This is a genomic window from Oceanicola sp. 22II-s10i (genome assembly GCF_002210105.1).
Lineage (GTDB): Bacteria > Pseudomonadota > Alphaproteobacteria > Rhodobacterales > Rhodobacteraceae > Pseudooceanicola.
This window is the reverse complement of sequence record NZ_AQQU01000006.1, coordinates 41,413-57,205: the sequence shown is the minus strand read 5'-3', so window position 1 is coordinate 57,205 and position 15,793 is coordinate 41,413. Positions and strand designations below refer to the sequence as shown.

Annotated in this window: 16 protein-coding genes; all 16 read left to right on the top strand. The window is 65.9% G+C overall.

Annotated features, from left to right (window positions below; genetic code table 11):
- Positions 1-10 precede the first annotated feature (10 nt).
- The 16 genes from ATO6_RS15425 (at position 11) to ATO6_RS15350 (ending at position 15,784) form a co-directional block, all read left to right on the top strand.
- The gene (locus ATO6_RS15425) at positions 11-436 is read left to right on the top strand and encodes a phage major tail protein, TP901-1 family (protein WP_088624923.1); all 426 of its coding nucleotides are present in this window, start codon (positions 11-13) and stop codon (positions 434-436) included.
- Positions 436-879 (top strand): GTA-gp10 family protein, encoded by a 444-nt coding sequence (locus ATO6_RS15420; protein ID WP_088624922.1) that lies wholly within the window; start codon positions 436-438, stop codon positions 877-879. Before ATO6_RS15425 ends, ATO6_RS15420 begins: the two co-directional genes overlap by 1 nt.
- Positions 880-908: 29 nt before the next feature.
- A complete protein-coding gene (locus ATO6_RS15415) occupies positions 909-1,037 on the top strand; it encodes a phage tail assembly chaperone (protein ID WP_217899015.1) in 129 nt (42 codons plus the stop codon).
- A gap of 166 nt (positions 1,038-1,203) precedes the next feature.
- Complete coding sequence (locus ATO6_RS15410; protein ID WP_254919171.1) at positions 1,204-3,300, top strand: hypothetical protein; 2,097 nt, start codon at positions 1,204-1,206, stop codon at positions 3,298-3,300.
- 1 nt (position 3,301) lies between these two features.
- A complete protein-coding gene (locus ATO6_RS15405) occupies positions 3,302-3,991 on the top strand; it encodes a hypothetical protein (protein ID WP_088624919.1) in 690 nt (229 codons plus the stop codon).
- The gene (locus ATO6_RS15400; RefSeq protein ID WP_088624918.1) at positions 3,988-4,668 is read left to right on the top strand and encodes a hypothetical protein; all 681 of its coding nucleotides are present in this window, start codon (positions 3,988-3,990) and stop codon (positions 4,666-4,668) included. The genes ATO6_RS15405 and ATO6_RS15400 overlap by 4 nt, the downstream gene beginning before the upstream one ends.
- Complete coding sequence (locus ATO6_RS15395) at positions 4,661-5,053, top strand: hypothetical protein (RefSeq protein WP_088624917.1); 393 nt, start codon at positions 4,661-4,663, stop codon at positions 5,051-5,053. Before ATO6_RS15400 ends, ATO6_RS15395 begins: the two co-directional genes overlap by 8 nt.
- Entirely contained in the window at positions 5,041-7,689 is a 2,649-nt protein-coding gene (locus ATO6_RS15390) for a hypothetical protein (RefSeq protein WP_141102017.1), read from the top strand. The genes ATO6_RS15395 and ATO6_RS15390 overlap by 13 nt, the downstream gene beginning before the upstream one ends.
- Before the next feature lie 14 nt (positions 7,690-7,703).
- On the top strand, positions 7,704-11,195 hold the full coding sequence (locus ATO6_RS15385) for a hypothetical protein (protein WP_141102016.1): 3,492 nt from the start codon (positions 7,704-7,706) through the stop codon (positions 11,193-11,195).
- 17 nt (positions 11,196-11,212) lie between these two features.
- On the top strand, positions 11,213-12,040 hold the full coding sequence (locus ATO6_RS15380; RefSeq protein WP_088624914.1) for a hypothetical protein: 828 nt from the start codon (positions 11,213-11,215) through the stop codon (positions 12,038-12,040).
- 59 nt (positions 12,041-12,099) lie between these two features.
- Entirely contained in the window at positions 12,100-12,552 is a 453-nt protein-coding gene (locus ATO6_RS15375) for a hypothetical protein (protein WP_141102015.1), read from the top strand.
- Complete coding sequence (locus ATO6_RS15370) at positions 12,527-12,835, top strand: hypothetical protein (RefSeq protein ID WP_088624912.1); 309 nt, start codon at positions 12,527-12,529, stop codon at positions 12,833-12,835. Before ATO6_RS15375 ends, ATO6_RS15370 begins: the two co-directional genes overlap by 26 nt.
- Before the next feature lie 60 nt (positions 12,836-12,895).
- Complete coding sequence (locus ATO6_RS15365; protein ID WP_088624911.1) at positions 12,896-13,681, top strand: glycoside hydrolase family 19 protein; 786 nt, start codon at positions 12,896-12,898, stop codon at positions 13,679-13,681.
- 54 nt (positions 13,682-13,735) lie between these two features.
- Positions 13,736-14,101, top strand: a complete 366-nt coding sequence (locus ATO6_RS15360; protein ID WP_088624910.1) for a hypothetical protein — start codon at positions 13,736-13,738, stop codon at positions 14,099-14,101.
- Complete coding sequence (locus ATO6_RS15355) at positions 14,098-14,421, top strand: hypothetical protein (protein ID WP_254919170.1); 324 nt, start codon at positions 14,098-14,100, stop codon at positions 14,419-14,421. Before ATO6_RS15360 ends, ATO6_RS15355 begins: the two co-directional genes overlap by 4 nt.
- 385 nt (positions 14,422-14,806) lie before the next feature.
- Positions 14,807-15,784 carry a calcium/sodium antiporter gene (locus ATO6_RS15350; protein ID WP_088624909.1) on the top strand — a complete coding sequence of 326 codons (978 nt, stop codon included), beginning with the start codon at positions 14,807-14,809 and terminating at the stop codon, positions 15,782-15,784.
- The last annotated feature ends 9 nt before the right edge of the window (positions 15,785-15,793 follow it).

Below are 15,793 nucleotides of genomic sequence, written 5' to 3'. Positions count from 1 at the left end.
GAGCCACGAGATGGCAAAGCAGAACGGCCGGGAGCTCCTGGTCAAGATCGGCGACGGCGAGGTAAGCGAGGCCTTCGCCACGCTCTGTGGTCTGAATTCGAAATCGATCACGATCAACAACAACGAGGTCGACGTCACCACGCCCGACTGCACGACGCCGGGCGGAGCGCTCTGGACCGAGGTTCTGTCCGGTGCGAAGCGCGTCAGCATCTCGGGCAACGGCTTCTTCGAGGACAGCACGGCAGAGACCCGTCTCAACACGGTTGCGATGTCGGCCGATGCCCGCGCCAACTTTCAGATCATCGTCCCCGACTTCGGCACCTTCGAGGGCGAATTCCATCTCGCCTCCTGCGAGTACGGCGGCGAAACCGAGGGCGGCGTGACCTACACGATCACGCTGAACAGCTCGGGCGCGGTCACCTTCACGGCGGCCTGATGGCGATCGCCGGCACGGCCGCGGCGCTGGAGGAGGAGATCGGCGGCACGCGGCGCCGCCTCCTCCTGCGCAACGGCGAGATCGAGCGGTTCGAGGTGCAGCATGCGCCGCTCGGCATCTTCGAGCTCTTCGACCAGCTCATGGGGCGCGGCGCGGCGCCGCAGGTCCGGCACGTCCGGGACATCGTGGCGCTCGGCCTCGTGGGCGGCGGGATGTTGGACCGGATGGCCGATGCCCTGATCGCGGAGCAAGGCCCCGGCGAAAACATGGCGCTGCGAGAGATCGCGCGCCGTCTGATCGGGGTCACCTTCTTCCCGAAGGTCCTCGATGAGGCTGCCGCCGGTGGCGGTAAAAAAAAACGGGCTGGATCGGGCGGGGCAGGGCGGCGGACCGGGTCACGCACTGGGACGTCCGGAACCGGCTCGAAAACATCTGCGGCGTGATGGGCCGTCTGCCCGCCGAGGTGCGGGCGATGACGCCGGAAGAGACAAGTACACTGATCGCGGGCTGGAATGCCGCGCAACAGGAAGCCAGCGGCCAGGTGCCGCCGATGAGCCGTGAGCGGTTCGACGAATTGAAAAGGCGTTATCCCGATGACTGAAGAGACGGAACGAATCACCCTGCTGCTTCAGGCGCGGGACCGGGACCTGCAGCGCGCGCTCGACCGGTCGAACAAGCTGATCGCCGGTTTCGAGAAGAACGCGGGCCGTGCGACGACGCGGTCTGCCAAGACGGTGGAGGCGAACCTCGCCCGGATGGGCGGAGCGATGCGGGCTTTCGCGGGCGGCGTCGTCGGTGGTGCTCTGGCCCTTGGCATCGGGGCCGTCACGACAGAGCTAGCCGGAACGGTGAAGGGGATCGCCGCGATCGGGGACGAGGCCCGGCGGTCCGGCCTCGGGGTCGAGGCGTTCCAGGAGCTGAAGTTCGTCGCCGAGCAGTCCCGTATTCCGGTCGATGCCCTCATCGACGGGATCAAGGAGCTGAACCTGCGGGCGGATGAGTTCGTGGTGACGGGCAAGGGCTCGGCGGCCGAGGCCTTCGCACGGCTGGGCTACGGCGCGACCGATCTGAAGAAGCGGCTCGAGGATCCGAAGGAACTGATGATCGATATCATCGGCCGGATGGAAGCGCTCGATGACGCCGCGCAGATCAGGGTCGCGGACGAAATCTTCGGGGGCACCGGCGGCGAGCGCTTCGTGGAACTGTTGGCGCAGGGCGACGAGGGAGTGCGGGCCCTGATCGCCCGGGCCCATGACCTTGGCGCGGTGCTGGACGCCGAGGCGATCGAGAAGGCCGACGCGCTCGACAAGAAGTTCGGGGAGATACAGGCGAAGGTTTCGAACCTTGCAAAGCGTGGCGTCGTCGCGTTGGCCGATGCAATCGAGGATGCCCTGACCATCGACGTCGACGAGATCTTCGGTTCGGCGGAGCGCGCCATCGCCATGATGGGTCAGGGCGCCTACGACGAGATGAAGAAGACCCGCGATCTGACGGATGATCAGGTCAGGTCGGCCACCGATCTCAAGGACGTCTACGACGCGCTGGCGCGGAGCATCAATGCGGCCACGCAGCCCGGAAGCGGTATTCGCTTGATGGATGTGGCGGATCTCGAGGTCGCCCACGATCTGGCGGCCATCCTGCAGGACCTGGAAGGGGAGATGCAGGCGTTCAACGCTGGTGAGAAAGAGGCTGATGCCTTCGGAGACGCGGTCGATGATCTCGTCACAGAGGCAGAGGACCTCATCAAAGAGCTGGATAAGGTCGACGCGGCGCGATTCCAGAACGTCATTGCCGCCATTGGCGGGATCGCGGGCGCGCTGGCCGCAGCGCGACAGCAGGCTGTCGATCTCGTGAAGGCCCTCCCCGGGTCCTATGTTTCCTCGGGTCGTGGCGATGGCTACTCCGAGGCCGCCAAGCGGCGGGCGGAAAGCGGCATTCAGGAAACCGGCGTCTTCTACACGCCGCAATCCTTGTCCGTGAATCCGAACGTTCGTCCGAAGATGGCACCACCCATGACGCATGAGCTCGGCGGTGGCGCGGGCGGCGGCAGGTCCAAAGGCGGCGGCGGGCGCAATCGCGACGACTGGGCGTCCGAGATCCAGTCCACGCGCGAAGAGATCGCAAAGCTCGAGGCCGAGGCGATGTCGATGGTCGTGGCGGCCGGCTATGGCAAGGAGCTTGGCGATGCTCTGGAGTTCGCGCGCAAGCGCGCCGAGCTGCTGCATGCCGCTCAGCAGGCCGGGAAGGCCATCACGCCGGAGCTGACCGAGGAGGTCGACGCGCTGGCCATGGCCTATGCCGAGGCCGGCATGAAGGCAGAAGAGGCCGAGGACCGGCTGACCGCCCTGCAGGAGAATGCCAAGCGCGGGGCCGATGCGATCGGCGACATCTTCACCTCGGTTCTGGACGGAACGCGCAGCGCGAAAGACGCGGTGCTCGATCTCCTGCGCGAAATCCTTCGGGTCCGGATGATCAGCAACCTCAACCGGTATGCGACCGGCAGCGCCGGAGGCTTCTTCCAGATCCTCGGCGGCCTGCTGACCCCGCGCGCGGCGGGCGGGCCGGTGACTGCGGGCCAGCCCTACATGGTCGGTGAACGCGGACCCGAGCCGTTCATTCCGGCCGAGAATGGTCGGATCCTCAGCGTGCCGCAGGCACAGGCCGCGCTGCGCGGCGGGTCCGGTACCGTCAACGTCCAGGTGACGGGGGGCGATCTGACCTTGCAAGACGATGGCTCGATCGCGGCGAAGATCCGCGTTTCCGCCGTGGCGGCCGCGCAGAGCGGCCAGCGCGCGGCGGTGGAAGAGGTGAAGATGTCCCTGCCGTCCTGGTCGGTGCGCATGTCGCAGGACGGGGTCGTCTGACGTGCCCGCGATTTACGACTGGCGGAGCTCGCTCGTGCCGAATTCGCAGGTCTTCAGGGCAGGGGGGCAGGTGATCCCCGGTGCACGGACGCTGGGCGGCTTTGCGACCGACAGTCCGGAGCCTGGCGGCCTGGGCGAGCTTTATTGGGATTTCGCGCCCAAGGGCTCGGCACAGGCGATGCGCGATATCAGCTGGACAGCCTCGCGCCTGATGAACGGGGCGGCGATGCGCCTGCGCCTCGCGATGTCGCCCCAGCTCGTCCCCGCCACCGACCTCAACCCGCCTTTGACGGACGGTCTGCCCTGGGCGTCCGGTGCGCCCTGGGCCAACGACAAGAACTGGCAGTGGAACCCGTGGGTTCCGGCCGCCTCGGCCGCCGCGCGCGGTGCGGAGACGCTGACCATCGACATGACCGGTCTTGGCGAGGTCCTGCACCTCGGGCACCTGATCGGCCTGACGCTGGGCGGGGTCGACTACACCCATATGGTTATGGACACCGACTGGACGGGCGACCTGGTGACCGTAACGATTTCGCCGGTGTTGCGCCGACCGGTCGCGATCGGCGAGGCCGTCCGGTTCCGGCCGGTGATGGTGGCTCGCTGCGCCAATCCCGCCCAGGTCCTCGGGCAATTCGAGAACCGGCGGATCGCCGTGCTCAACGCGGCGCAGTTCGTGGAGGCGCTGGTTTGAGCTTCGAGACCGAGCTGCTCGCCCGCCTCGGCGGGGCGTCCGACGTCGCCGACATCGATATCATGCTGCGCCGGGCCTACTTCTACGACTTCGACGGCTACCCGACGCGGCTCTGGGACGGGGTGGGGATCCTCAACACGGCCACCGGTGTCGGCGACGATCTCACGCTTTCCGATGGCACCGTGATCGCGTCGAACGAGTGGATCGGGACGATCTCGGCAGATGGGACGAACCTTCATCAGCGGCCGCCGCTTGCCGATCCGCGAGAGGGCACAAGCCCTCGCTACGAGTTCGGCATTCCCTATCTCGACGCACCGACATTCGCGGCACTCCAAGCGGACCAGTCGAAGGTGCGCGGGCGCGACCTGACGGTTTACCGGGTGATCTTCTCGCGCGGCGAGGGCCTGCGGCCTGCCACCTCGATCGCCTTCGCCGCGCGGCTCGAGATGATGGGCACGCGGTTTGACCGCAGCCTCGTCGTGGAGGGCGGCACCATGGTCAACCGACACTCGGCCACCGTCTTGTGCCGGTCCCTTGAATATGGCCGCAGCCGGTTCCCTGGGGGCACATACAACGACACGACGCAGCAGGAGCGGGCGCGGCTCCTCGGTCTCTCGAGCGATAGCGGATGTGCCTTCGTCGCCCGAAACGCGAACAGGACTTACACATTTGACTGAGTTCGAGCATCTAGCGTTCACCCGCCGGCTGTGGCGGACGCATCCCTTCAGCTACGATGGCGCGGACTGCATCCTGTCCGTCTGCGATCATCTGCTCCGGATGACCGGCGTCGACGCCGCCGCGCCGTGGCGGGGTACCTACAGCGACGAAGAGGGTGCGCGGGAGATATGGCACGCGGCAGGGGGTAAGCTCGCGCTATTCCGCGATGGCATGGCGCGCGCTGGCTTCAGGCTGGCGGAGCCTGCGCCCTCCTGGCCGGTGGTGGCCGATCTCTTCGGGCACGAGATGCCCGGCCTATGGACTGGCGCCCGCGTCATGTTGCGCCTCGACGGGCGCGGGGTGTTCGAAGCGCCTCTGCCAATCCTTGCGGCGTGGACGCGATGAAGATCGTTCGCGCCGTTCTCCTGGGATGCACCGCCCTGGTCGTGCCGGCACCCGCCCGCGCCGAGCCGGTCAGCGCGTTCTTCCTCGCATACACGGGCGCGACCGGGGCAAGTGCCGCGGCTGCTGCTGCCCTCTATCCCACGATCACCGCCGTCGGGTCATTCCTCGGCACGAACCTGCTCGGCAACCTGCTGCTGAATGTCGGCCTGGCCTACCTGACTAGGCCGCGTCAGAAGGCGCAGGACACAGAGGCCGCGAGGATCAACAGTCGGACCGAGGCCGCGTCCCGCAAGCAACTCGTCGGCCCTGTCGCCGTCGGTGGTGAGGGTGGGATATTCGGGGAGTTCGATGAAGATGGGAACTTCTGGTACATCGTCGCGCACGGCGATGCCGAGATGGCGGGCGATCCGTCCTACATCCTCGACGACATCCCGGTCACGCTGTCTGATGCAACCGACGGGTTCACCGCGGGCGACGTCCTGACCGACGACTTCTGCCTGAATGGCGACCACAACAAATATGAGGGCAGTGGCACCCGCGTTCCATATTTCCGGCTCTACACGGTCAGCCCGAGCGCATCGGCCGTCTACGGCACCAAGCCTGCAGCCTTCACCACCGCATTCCCGAACCTGCCGGCGGACTTCTACCTGGCCGGGGTCACCTACACCATCGTTCGGGTCCGGGCGGTCCCGCTAGATCATCGGCACAAGGTGTACCGCTGGCGCGGGGTGCGCGGCCTCGGCGAACCCAACGTTGTTCTCTATGCCGATTTCAACCGGGTGTATGACCACCGCGAGGTCGGACATGACATCGATGACGACACGACATGGACCGCATCGGGTGGCAACCCGGCGAATATCTGGGCCTGGTGGCGGACCAATCCGTTCGGACGAGCCCGCCCGATGTCCGAGATCGCCTGGGACAAGGTTGCCGAAGCCGCGGACGTCTGTGACGAGACGGTCCTCGACCGATCGGCCTCTCCGGTGCCGCGCTACAGGTGTGGTGTGGCGATCGACGACAGCTCCGGCCGTGCGGAGGGCGAGCAGGAAATCCTGAAGACGATGGATGCCTTCGTTGCCTATGACGACGAAGGCCGGGCCTATCCGGTGCCAGGAAAATACGTGGCGCCGACGCTCAGTTTCGATGGGCAGCGGGACATCTACACGTCCGCGACCGAGATCATCGACGATGGAGAGACGGCCGTCGACGGGGTGGTTGTGCGGTACGTATCACCTCTTCACGGCTACACGCTTCAGGACTGCGCGCCCTGGCAGAACCCCGAATACTACGACGATGGCCGCGAGCCGAACTATCATTTCGAAACGATCGCAGGATGCCAGAACCACAACCAGGCCTTCCGGCTCGCTGGAGCGCTTGGCATGCGAAAAGCGGCCGCGAAGAAGGCGGCGCTCGGCTCGACCTGCAAGGGCGTGCTGGCCAAGGGGCGCCGCGCGATCACCCTCGATCTCGACGCCGACTTCACCGGAGTGTTCGAGATTGCGAGCCGCGTCCAGGAGGACGAGAACGGGCTGGCCTGTGGCTTTGCCGTCGTGCCGCTTGCCTCGGATCGCTGGGATGGCGCCGGCCAAAGCGAAGGTGTTCCGCCGCAGCTCGTGCCAGCGCTGGAGATCGACTCGTCGCTTGAGATCGCTGCGAACGTCACGATCACGCAAGAGGCGGTGGAAACGTCCAACGGCACCGCCTACCGGATCAGGGCCGAGTTCGACGCTCCGGCCCGCCCGGATCGGTTCTTCCGCTTCCGGCTGACCGAGGTCGGCGAAACCGATTTCGAGTATTTCTCGACCGACATGGACGAGCTGGTCGCGCTCTCGCCGCTGGTCGCGGTCGGAGCGACCTACGATGTGCAGTGGCAGACCACGACCGCCGGGGGGCGGGCGACGGAATGGGCGGCTGACGTCGGCGGCAGCGAGACGGAATATGAGATCACCATCATCGCCGACAACGCGCCGGGCGATCTGACCGGCGTCGCGGCGACTGCCGGGCCGGGCCGTGTCAGCTTCACCGGAACTGCTGGTGAGGTCGCGAGCCATGTCGGCGTCAAGGTCTACCGGGCCGCGGTCGGTGCCGGATTCGGGTCGGCGTCCGACATCTCCGGCACAATCGGCAGCGCGGCATCTGCGCCGTTCAGCGTGACGGTTGGCGATCCTGCGGCCACGGACATCATGGTCGGCGGCGACTTCGCATCGGCCTCGGGCTGGACCGGGACGAACTGGACGATCAGCGGCGGCAAGGCCACGCATGCCGCGGTCGATGGCAACGGGCTGTATCGAAGCGACGTCCCGGTTGATGCGGGCGAGGAGTATCGCTGGACCTTCAAGGTCGCGGATCGGACGGGCGGTAGCGTCTACTTCCGGATGAACGGGGACAGCAACGTGTTCGGCACTCTCCTGTCCGCCAACGGCAGCTTCGGCGGCACGCTGACCGCGCCGACCGGGCTGACCGCCCTCGGCGTGTTCGGCAACAGCAGCTTCGACGGGTCCGTCGATGACCTCACGCTGGTCAAGCAGACCGCCAGCAGCATCACGGTCGGGCCGTTCGACTTCTGGATCGTGCCGGTCGCTTTCGACGGCACCGAGGGCACGCCCGACGGCCCGCACACACTGGTCATTCCTTAAATCGAGAGGCCGACATGGCAGTTGCAAAGAGCCTCCAGGCAATCCTGGAGGGCGAACCCATTGACCCCAATCACGAGGTGGTCAATCGCGAGCTCCGCAAAAAGCTAGAGGAGATGGAAGCACAGGCTGCGCTGAATGGAGCACTGTTCTTCGAGGATGCGCTGGCCGACCTGCCTGCGGGGTCCGAAGGCGATACTGCCTTTGTGCTCGATGATGGCACCAGCTCGAACAACGGTATCTACCTCAAGGGTGCGTCGACTTGGGCCAAGACGGCAAACCTGCCTGCGGCATTTTCTGATGCAGTATCCGCGCTTGCCGATCTGGCCGTTCTGGAAGCTTCTCTATCAGATGTCGCGACGTCTGGCAGCTATGATGACCTGAGCGGCAAGCCCACCCTCGGCTCTGCCGCAGCTGCTGACGCGGGCGACTTCGCCACTGCGGCGCAGGGCGAAAAGGCGGACACGGCCGTCCAACCGGGCGACATAGGCACGGCGGCGGCGGCTGCTACGGACGACTTCGCCACCGCCGCGCAGGGCGATCTTGCGGATACCGCCGTCCAGCCGGGCGCGCTGGCGGGCTATGCCACCGCGGGCCGCGCGCTTGACCTATCCGGCGGCATCCGGCCCGGTGATGCGCCCGACGCCTATGGCGCCTCGATCACCGGCACGGCTGATGCGATGGACGCCGTCACGGGGTCTGCCGGGGTTTCCGTTGTCACCGACGGCGACCTCGGCTCAGCGATCAAAGTCACAGACGTTGCCCTGCACGTCGCCCGACGCCAGCCGGTGGCGATCCGCCCCGGCCGCATCTATCGCACGGTGCATCGGGTCAAGCGGCTGGTGGTGCCCGCTGACCCGTTGTCTGACGCGGTGGAGATCGGCATCCGCTGGCTGACGGCCACGCAGACCGGCGTGGCGGGCGGGTCCGGCAATCGGGTGATCGCGACCGAGGATATGGCCGATGCGGACGAGATTCTTGCTCCGTCCGGCGCGACCTTCTCGCTCGACCTCGATGCGGACTACACGATCCCGGCCACCACAGCATATGCGCGGCCTTGGGTTCGGCTCTACGGCACGGATCATGAAACGCTGGTCGGTGACTGTGACCTTGTGGACGTCACGGAAATTGCCGCTCTTGCCGGTGTGGCTTCCTCGGGCAACACAGACGATTTGACCGAGGGCGACAACAAGTTCGTCAGCGCGGCACAGAGGGCCTTGATCGACACCGCCGTTCAGCCGGGCGACATCGGAACGGCGGCCGCACAGAATGTGGAGGCTTTCGCCACCGCGGCCCAAGGCGGCCTCGCCGATAGTGCTGTGCAACCCGCGCGTGAAGTCGCCACCTCCGGCCTTGCCACCGGTGGCGGCGACCTGTCCGGCGACCGGACGATCACAGTTGCAAAGGCCAGCGCGGACGAGGCCATCGCAGGCTCGGCCGACGACAAGGCAGTGACACCGCTTGGTCTCGACGCGCGCATCAGCCCGACCTACGGACCCGGTATCGGGCAGGGTCTCGGCGCTGTGGACGACACCGGACGGCAGGGGTGGCTGACCGACCCGGTGACTGGTGAGCTGGTGGCGCGCGTGTCGGGGTCCAACGGCTTGGGCCATGCGCAGGGCTTGGGCGACCGGGACAGCGCGGGTTGGGCGGCTGAACTGGTCGATCCGGCCACTGGCGAACGGATCAGCCGGATCGCCGACGTGAACGGGCTCGGGTTGTCGCAAGGCGAGGGACGTCACGACAGTGTCGGGCGCGCCGCCAGCCTGACCGATCGCGCGACCGGCGAAACTCGGGCGACCCTCGACGGCGTGAACGGGCTCGGCTTCGGGCAGGGGCGGGCAAGTGCCGATCTGGACGGCCGCGCGGCTCTGCTGATCGACCCGACCACGGGCGCGGTGCTGGCGGCTCTGGATGGTGACGCGGCGGTGCTGGGGCTGTCGCAGGGCTGGGGGCCGCGCGATGCTTCGGGTCGGGCGGCGCTGCTGGTCGGACCTGATGGCGAGGTCGTTGATGGCACGTCGCAGTCCGATGTCACTGCATACCAGCTGGATCACAGCCCGCGCGGCACGAGCCTCGCCGTGGTCGATGACACATCCAAGGGCCTGGTGATCGTCTATGACGAAGGCATAGCCACGCCGAACGCCGTAACTTCGGCCGAGGTCCGTGCCGGTGTCAGCGCAAGTTCGGTCGACGGGGTGCCCAAGGGCAGGGACATCTCTCTCGCCTCGTCGATCACGATCGAGGCTGCCCGGACGACCGCTGGCGTCTACATCTGGTTCGGGCAGTCCAAGAGCAACGGGAACAGCAGCATACCTGCGCTGACCACGACGGCAGGGCACCCCGGTGTCGCGCTCATGCTCTCGGGCGGGGCGCGGATGTGGAACGTCCTTTCGTCCGGCCTGCAGGAAGGATGGAAGATCGAGCTTCCCGAGGAGAACTTCGACGGGCTGGTCGATCTGGTGGAAGTCGCGGAGAACAACGCTGGCGAAACCTCCCTGTCGGGCTTCGCGGATCGCATGGTCGCGACACTGGCCAGCGACGAGGCTCTGATCACCAACACATTCGGCGTCTCCGGCCAGCCTTGGGCCGATGAAACCGATGTCGATGCGAACTACGTCGGCATCCGTCGCGGGACGTGGGCCTGGGACATGCTGCGCCGCGGTGCATTGGCAATGGCCCGCCACTGCTACTTTGCGACCCCGCGGGTCACGCCGGAGTTCCGTGGCCTGATCTTCGCCCACGGGCAGACCGATGCGGTGATCTATGACGCCGAGAATTGGGGGCAGGCTGCGGCGCAGGCCGATTACCTGGCTAAGCTGTTGGAGCTGCAAGTCGAGGCCACCCGGATCAAGAACGACGTGTTCCAGCAGAGCGGCGAGGCGATCATCTACCTGATCATCGCGGCCGATTGGGGGAACGCCGAGCGCGCGGCACCGTTTCGGGCTATGTGGCAGGCTCACGTCGAGCATCCGACCAAGTTCCGGGTCGTGGCCACCGATCAGGCCCAAGGTCAGATCCCGCGCGCCGACGGCACCCACTACACCAATGTCGGGGGGCGGCGTCTCGGCGAGATCGTTGGGGAGGCCATCAACCGTTATGAGGCCGACGAAACCGCGATCGTCGGGCTGATCGCGGCCGAGCGGTCAGGCGACACGATCACCTGCACCATCTCGCTGCCCGAGGGCGACCTTGTGGACGACGCGAGCGAGGTCGATCCCTACATCAGCGATCCCGGCAATCTCGGCTTCTACTACACGCAGACCGGCGGCACCGCGCGGACCATATCCTCGGTCTCGATCACCAGTGCCGACAATCTCGACGGCACCGCGACGGTCGAGATCACGCTGTCCGGCGATCCCGGCGCCCCCTCCGCCGAAGAGGTCGGCATCTGCTTCGCGCAGACCAGCGAGCCGCGATCCCCGCTGCGCGACACATCGACCGCGACGTCTGACGCGGACAGCGAACCGCTCTTCAACTTCATCACCCCGTCCTACGTGACGCTCTGACCCCGAAAGGAAACACCATGAGCAATCCCTCCCCCGGTCCCGTCATCGCGGGCGCGACCTTTCCCGGCATCGCAGGCTTTCCGCCGGCCGACACCAGCGACATCGCCAAGGCGCTGTCGGCGCACATGCCGCAGATCGAATGGGCCTATAACCCGGACAACGTGAACTATCTCAAGCAGGCGTCGCCGGTCCAGATCTATGACCAGCGGTCCTGGAAAGGGTATTTCGGGGCGGGCAGCGCGGCCTACAACCCGACCTTCGGAACGTCGCTCTCGAACGGGCGGAATGTCTCGGTGCACGCCAACGCAACCGGCCACGGCCTGATTTCGAACCAGTCCAAGACGATACGCTCGATGGCCATGATCGGCTACTTCGAGGTGGATGCTGGCTCCCTCGCCATCGACGGAACCCGGACACTCTGGTGCTGCGGGACTACCCCGAATTATATGTCTCTGGCGCTTAGCGGCGCAGGCGACAATTTCTACTTCACGATCCCGACCGACTCCGGGTCGGCGGAAAGTTCCGGGTCTCTCGCCGTCGCACCGACCGCAGGCGGACACGTCCTAGCGCTCGATTACGACTTCGACGCAAAGACGGTGAAGCTCTACCTCGACAACTCGACTACCCCGGCTGCGACCAAGGTGTTCACCGGGACGCCCTTGGCGGTGAACAAGACGCTGGCCATCGGCTGCGTCGTCCCCGGCTCCGGGGGATGGGAGGACAAAATTGGTCGGATGCTGTTCGCGCCAAACCAGCGCCTCGGCGGCACTACCGCGCTCGATGCCGCCCGCGCCCGCGCGATGGCCGCGCTCGGTGATTACTACGGCGTGGTGGTCGCGACCTGATCCATGACCCCGCTGCCCGGCGCTCAGGTGCCGGGCGGATTCTGATGAAGGAGGGCAAGATGCCACGCCGCATCGCATATGCGCTGATCGAACACGGCAGGGCGCTCGAATGGTTGACCAGCTGCGTCCTGCTGGTGTTCGCGCTGACGCTTGCCATGCCGGGCGATACGCTGGCCGGGCCGGGCTATATCGGGTTCCGAAATCTTGGCTTCGACGAGGCCGCGCTGGCCGTGCCGCTCTCTCTGCTGGCGGCCGGGAGGCTGGCCGCGCTCTACATCAACGGCGCGTGGAGGCGATCCCCGGTTATCCGAGCCCTTGGTGCCGTCGTCGGCGCCACCGTCTTCTCGATGTTGGCGGTCACCTTCGGGTGGTCGTGGCTGGTGTCGGGGGCATTCACTCAGAACCGGATCGCCCTTGGCACCGGCATGGGAACCTACCTTGTGCTGTCAATTTTCGATCTTCTCGCAGCCCACAGGAGCGGTGCCGATGCTCGAGTCTCTCGGCCTATCTGAACAGGACGTCGTCATCTTGGCCACCGGGTTGGGCACATTCATCGCCTCGATCATGATCGCGATCCGCGGCACCAAGAAGGGGACGCCGACCAGCACGGCAGTCGCGGCCGCCGTCGCGAACGCCACGCCAATGTGCAGGCTCTCTGTCGACCTGGCTCCTTTGATCTCATCGCTATCTGCTGAGCTGCAGAAAGTGCAGGAGCAACTGGCGGCAGTTGAGCGCGTGCAGGAGCGCAATCGCGAGACCCTGATCCGCATCGAGGACCGCACCAAGCGGTCCTGACCATTTCCACAACCCAATCCGTCGCCCCGCCTGCGGGGTGCTTTCGCATGGAGGAACCGCATGCAGATCATCGACGAAAAGAGCCTCGCCAATATCGTGGGCGGGCGGCCCGACATCAGCAACATGCGGTCGGTGATCGCTGGCCTCGAGGCGCGAGGGCGTGCTCTCGGTCTGAACCGGCCGCACCGGCTGGCGATCTACATCGGCCAGCTGGCAGTCGAGAGCGGCGGTTTCCGGTATGATCGCGAGGTGTGGGGCCCGACGGCGGCGCAGAAGCGTTACGACACCCGGACCGATCTCGGGAACACGCCTGAGCGCGACGGGGACGGCAAGAAGTTCAAGGGGCACACAGCGATCCAGATCACCGGGCGGGCGAATACGCGGGAGTTCCGAGACTGGTGTCGGACCTTCGACCCGAACGTGCCGGACTTCGTCAAGGAGCCGGAGAAGATGAACACCGATCCGTGGGAGGGCCTCGGCCCGCTCTGGTATTGGGAGACGCGCGACCTCAACCACTACGCGGATCAAGGCGACGTCGAGATGGTGACGCGCAAGATCAACGGCGGTCTGAACGGTTATGCCGAGCGGCTCCACTTCTACGAGCGGGCGGCGCTTGTGCTGCTCGGCTATGCTCCGGTCGGCGTTCGCCATTTCCAAGACGACCGCGGCCTGTTGGTCGATGGCATCGCTGGCCCGAGAACCAGAGCGGCCATGCACGCATCTCTCAAGGCAATGCCGGACCTCGGGGGCATGCCCGTTGCCGATTTTGCACCTCCGCTGTCTGTCCCGTCCATCTCGGGCGTGTCGATCCTCGACTGGCTCCGCAAGCTCTTCGGGCTTCGCTGACGTCATCAATCCTATCCCCGAGGCCTCAGCCTCTTCATCCCGAAAGGACCATCCATGGACTGGAACTCGATCCTCGAGGCCGCTACGCCTGCGATCCTCGCGTTGGCCTCGGCCATCATCACCGCAGCGCTCGGTCTCGTCTCGGCCAAACTGCCTGCCTTTCTCCGCGTCTACTTCGATCAGAAGGCCGCGGCCGCCATCCACGCCGCCCTGATGAACGGCCTCAAGGTCGCACTGCAGGAGGGGCTGAAAGGCGAGGCCGCAGTGAACCGCGCCGTCGGATACGCGGAAAGCTCGGCGAAGGGTTCGATCGACCACTTTGCGCGGAGCAAGACGCCCGTGACCGTGACGAAGTTGCAGGACCAGGCGAAGGCGAAACTGCGGGACCTGGCGCTGGCCGGGCAGGAGGTCCGCCCGTGACCCGGCTGGGCTGGGCCATATGGTTCGCCGGGATGGTGGCGCTGGTCATCATCGCGATGGTCGCGCCGGGGCGGGCGCAGGGTGTCCCGTGCGCGCCCCGCGACGCGCTGGTCGCAAGCCTCCGTTCGAACTATGGCGAAGCACGGAAGGCGCTCGGGATCGCAGCCGACAACCGGCTGCTCGAGCTCTTCGCTTCGGAGGCGACAGGGTCATGGACGATCACCGCGACATCGCCTGACGGCCTGACGTGCATGATTGCGACGGGTGAGGCGTTTCAGGCTGTGGTCGAGGTGGTGGAGCCGCCGGGCGAGGACGGCTGACCGGGGTTAGCCGGGCTGATGCTGTAGAGCGTCATGTGCCCAACTTTCGCCACAATTTCCCCGCACCATAGGGTTAGGTGGGAGGAGGTAACGGTCCACCGAGTAACGAGTGATCTGTTAGTGACCTCGGCCCCGAAGTTCACCTTCCGGGGCCGACCTCTTTGGAAAACCGGGGTTTCCGGACTCTTAAGAAGGTCCGTGTTGGGCGGAAAGCGGACGTTCGCTGCGCCTCCCACAGAGCCAGCTTTGGCAAGACCATGTCTGCATTTAAGTCCAGCTACGGCGGAGCTGGCGCGGAAAGGACAAGCATCCCTGCATTCTCTCCCTTGTCTGCCGACATCAGGATGCACATCTCCGGCGTGAGGCCAACCTGGGAGTGAGCCAAATGACGGAAATCTGGCTGCCCCTGCTCGGAGGCCTCGTGCTTCTCGTTCTTGGAGGCGAGTTTCTTGTGCGAGGGGCCGTGCAGGTAGCCGAGCGACTGGGCGTATCGCCGCTCGTGATCGGTCTGACACTTGTCGGCTTCGGCACCTCGATGCCGGAACTGGTGACCTCGGTACAGGCCGCGCTGGCCGGATCGCCCGGCATTGCCTTTGGCAACATCGTCGGCTCCAACATCGCGAACATCCTGCTGATTGTCGGGGCCTCGTCCCTGATCCTGCCGATCGCCGTCGCGTCATCCGCGCTGCGTCGCGATGCGATCGTAATGCTGGGCACGGTGGCGATCTTTACGGCCATCAGCTTCGTGATGCCGATGGGACGTGTCGTCGGCGCGGTATTTCTCGCGGCGCTGATAACCTACATCGTCCTTGCCATCCGCCAGGAACGGTCCGCCTCGGATCATGGTGCGGTCTTCGACAAGGAAGTGGCGCTGGAGGGAGTCGATCCGGGTTTGAAGCCGACCGAGGCCCGGTCGGGGAAGGTCGTCTTCTCGGTCCTGATTGCGGTCGCAGGTCTCGCGCTTGTCATTTTCGGCGGCAAGTTCCTCGTGGATGGCGCGGTGAGTCTCGCCCGGTCGTTTGGTATTACGGAGACAGTTATCGGCCTCACAGTCGTTGCACTCGGAACCTCGATGCCCGAACTCGTCACCTCCGTCGTCGCGGCGTTCAAAAAGCAGAGCGACATCGCCTTCGGTAACATCGTCGGTTCGAACATCTACAACATCCTTGGCATCGGTGGCACCACGGCCCTGATCGCCCCATCGGCGGTTCCCACCGAGATCGTCACCTTCGACAACCTCGTCATGCTTGCGGTTACCGGACTCCTCGTTCTCTTCGCAGCCACGGGATTGCGTATTGCCCGATGGGAAGGCGGCGTGCTTCTGGCCGGGTATTTCGGTTATATTGCCATTCTCTGGCCCTGAGTTTGTGCG

What these genes read in the sequence shown, in the direction of transcription:
- ATO6_RS15425 (WP_088624923.1), top strand. Translation starts at nt 11, where the DNA reads ATGGCAAAGCAGAACGGCCGGGAGCTCCTGGTCAAGATCGGCGACGGC.
- ATO6_RS15420 (WP_088624922.1), top strand. Translation starts at nt 436, where the DNA reads ATGGCGATCGCCGGCACGGCCGCGGCGCTGGAGGAGGAGATCGGCGGC.
- ATO6_RS15415 (WP_217899015.1), top strand. Translation starts at nt 909, where the DNA reads ATGACGCCGGAAGAGACAAGTACACTGATCGCGGGCTGGAATGCCGCG.
- ATO6_RS15410 (WP_254919171.1), top strand. Translation starts at nt 1,204, where the DNA reads ATGCGGGCTTTCGCGGGCGGCGTCGTCGGTGGTGCTCTGGCCCTTGGC.
- ATO6_RS15385 (WP_141102016.1), top strand. Translation starts at nt 7,704, where the DNA reads ATGGCAGTTGCAAAGAGCCTCCAGGCAATCCTGGAGGGCGAACCCATT.
- ATO6_RS15380 (WP_088624914.1), top strand. Translation starts at nt 11,213, where the DNA reads ATGAGCAATCCCTCCCCCGGTCCCGTCATCGCGGGCGCGACCTTTCCC.
- ATO6_RS15375 (WP_141102015.1), top strand. Translation starts at nt 12,100, where the DNA reads ATGCCACGCCGCATCGCATATGCGCTGATCGAACACGGCAGGGCGCTC.
- ATO6_RS15370 (WP_088624912.1), top strand. Translation starts at nt 12,527, where the DNA reads ATGCTCGAGTCTCTCGGCCTATCTGAACAGGACGTCGTCATCTTGGCC.
- ATO6_RS15365 (WP_088624911.1), top strand. Translation starts at nt 12,896, where the DNA reads ATGCAGATCATCGACGAAAAGAGCCTCGCCAATATCGTGGGCGGGCGG.
- ATO6_RS15360 (WP_088624910.1), top strand. Translation starts at nt 13,736, where the DNA reads ATGGACTGGAACTCGATCCTCGAGGCCGCTACGCCTGCGATCCTCGCG.
- ATO6_RS15350 (WP_088624909.1), top strand. Translation starts at nt 14,807, where the DNA reads ATGACGGAAATCTGGCTGCCCCTGCTCGGAGGCCTCGTGCTTCTCGTT.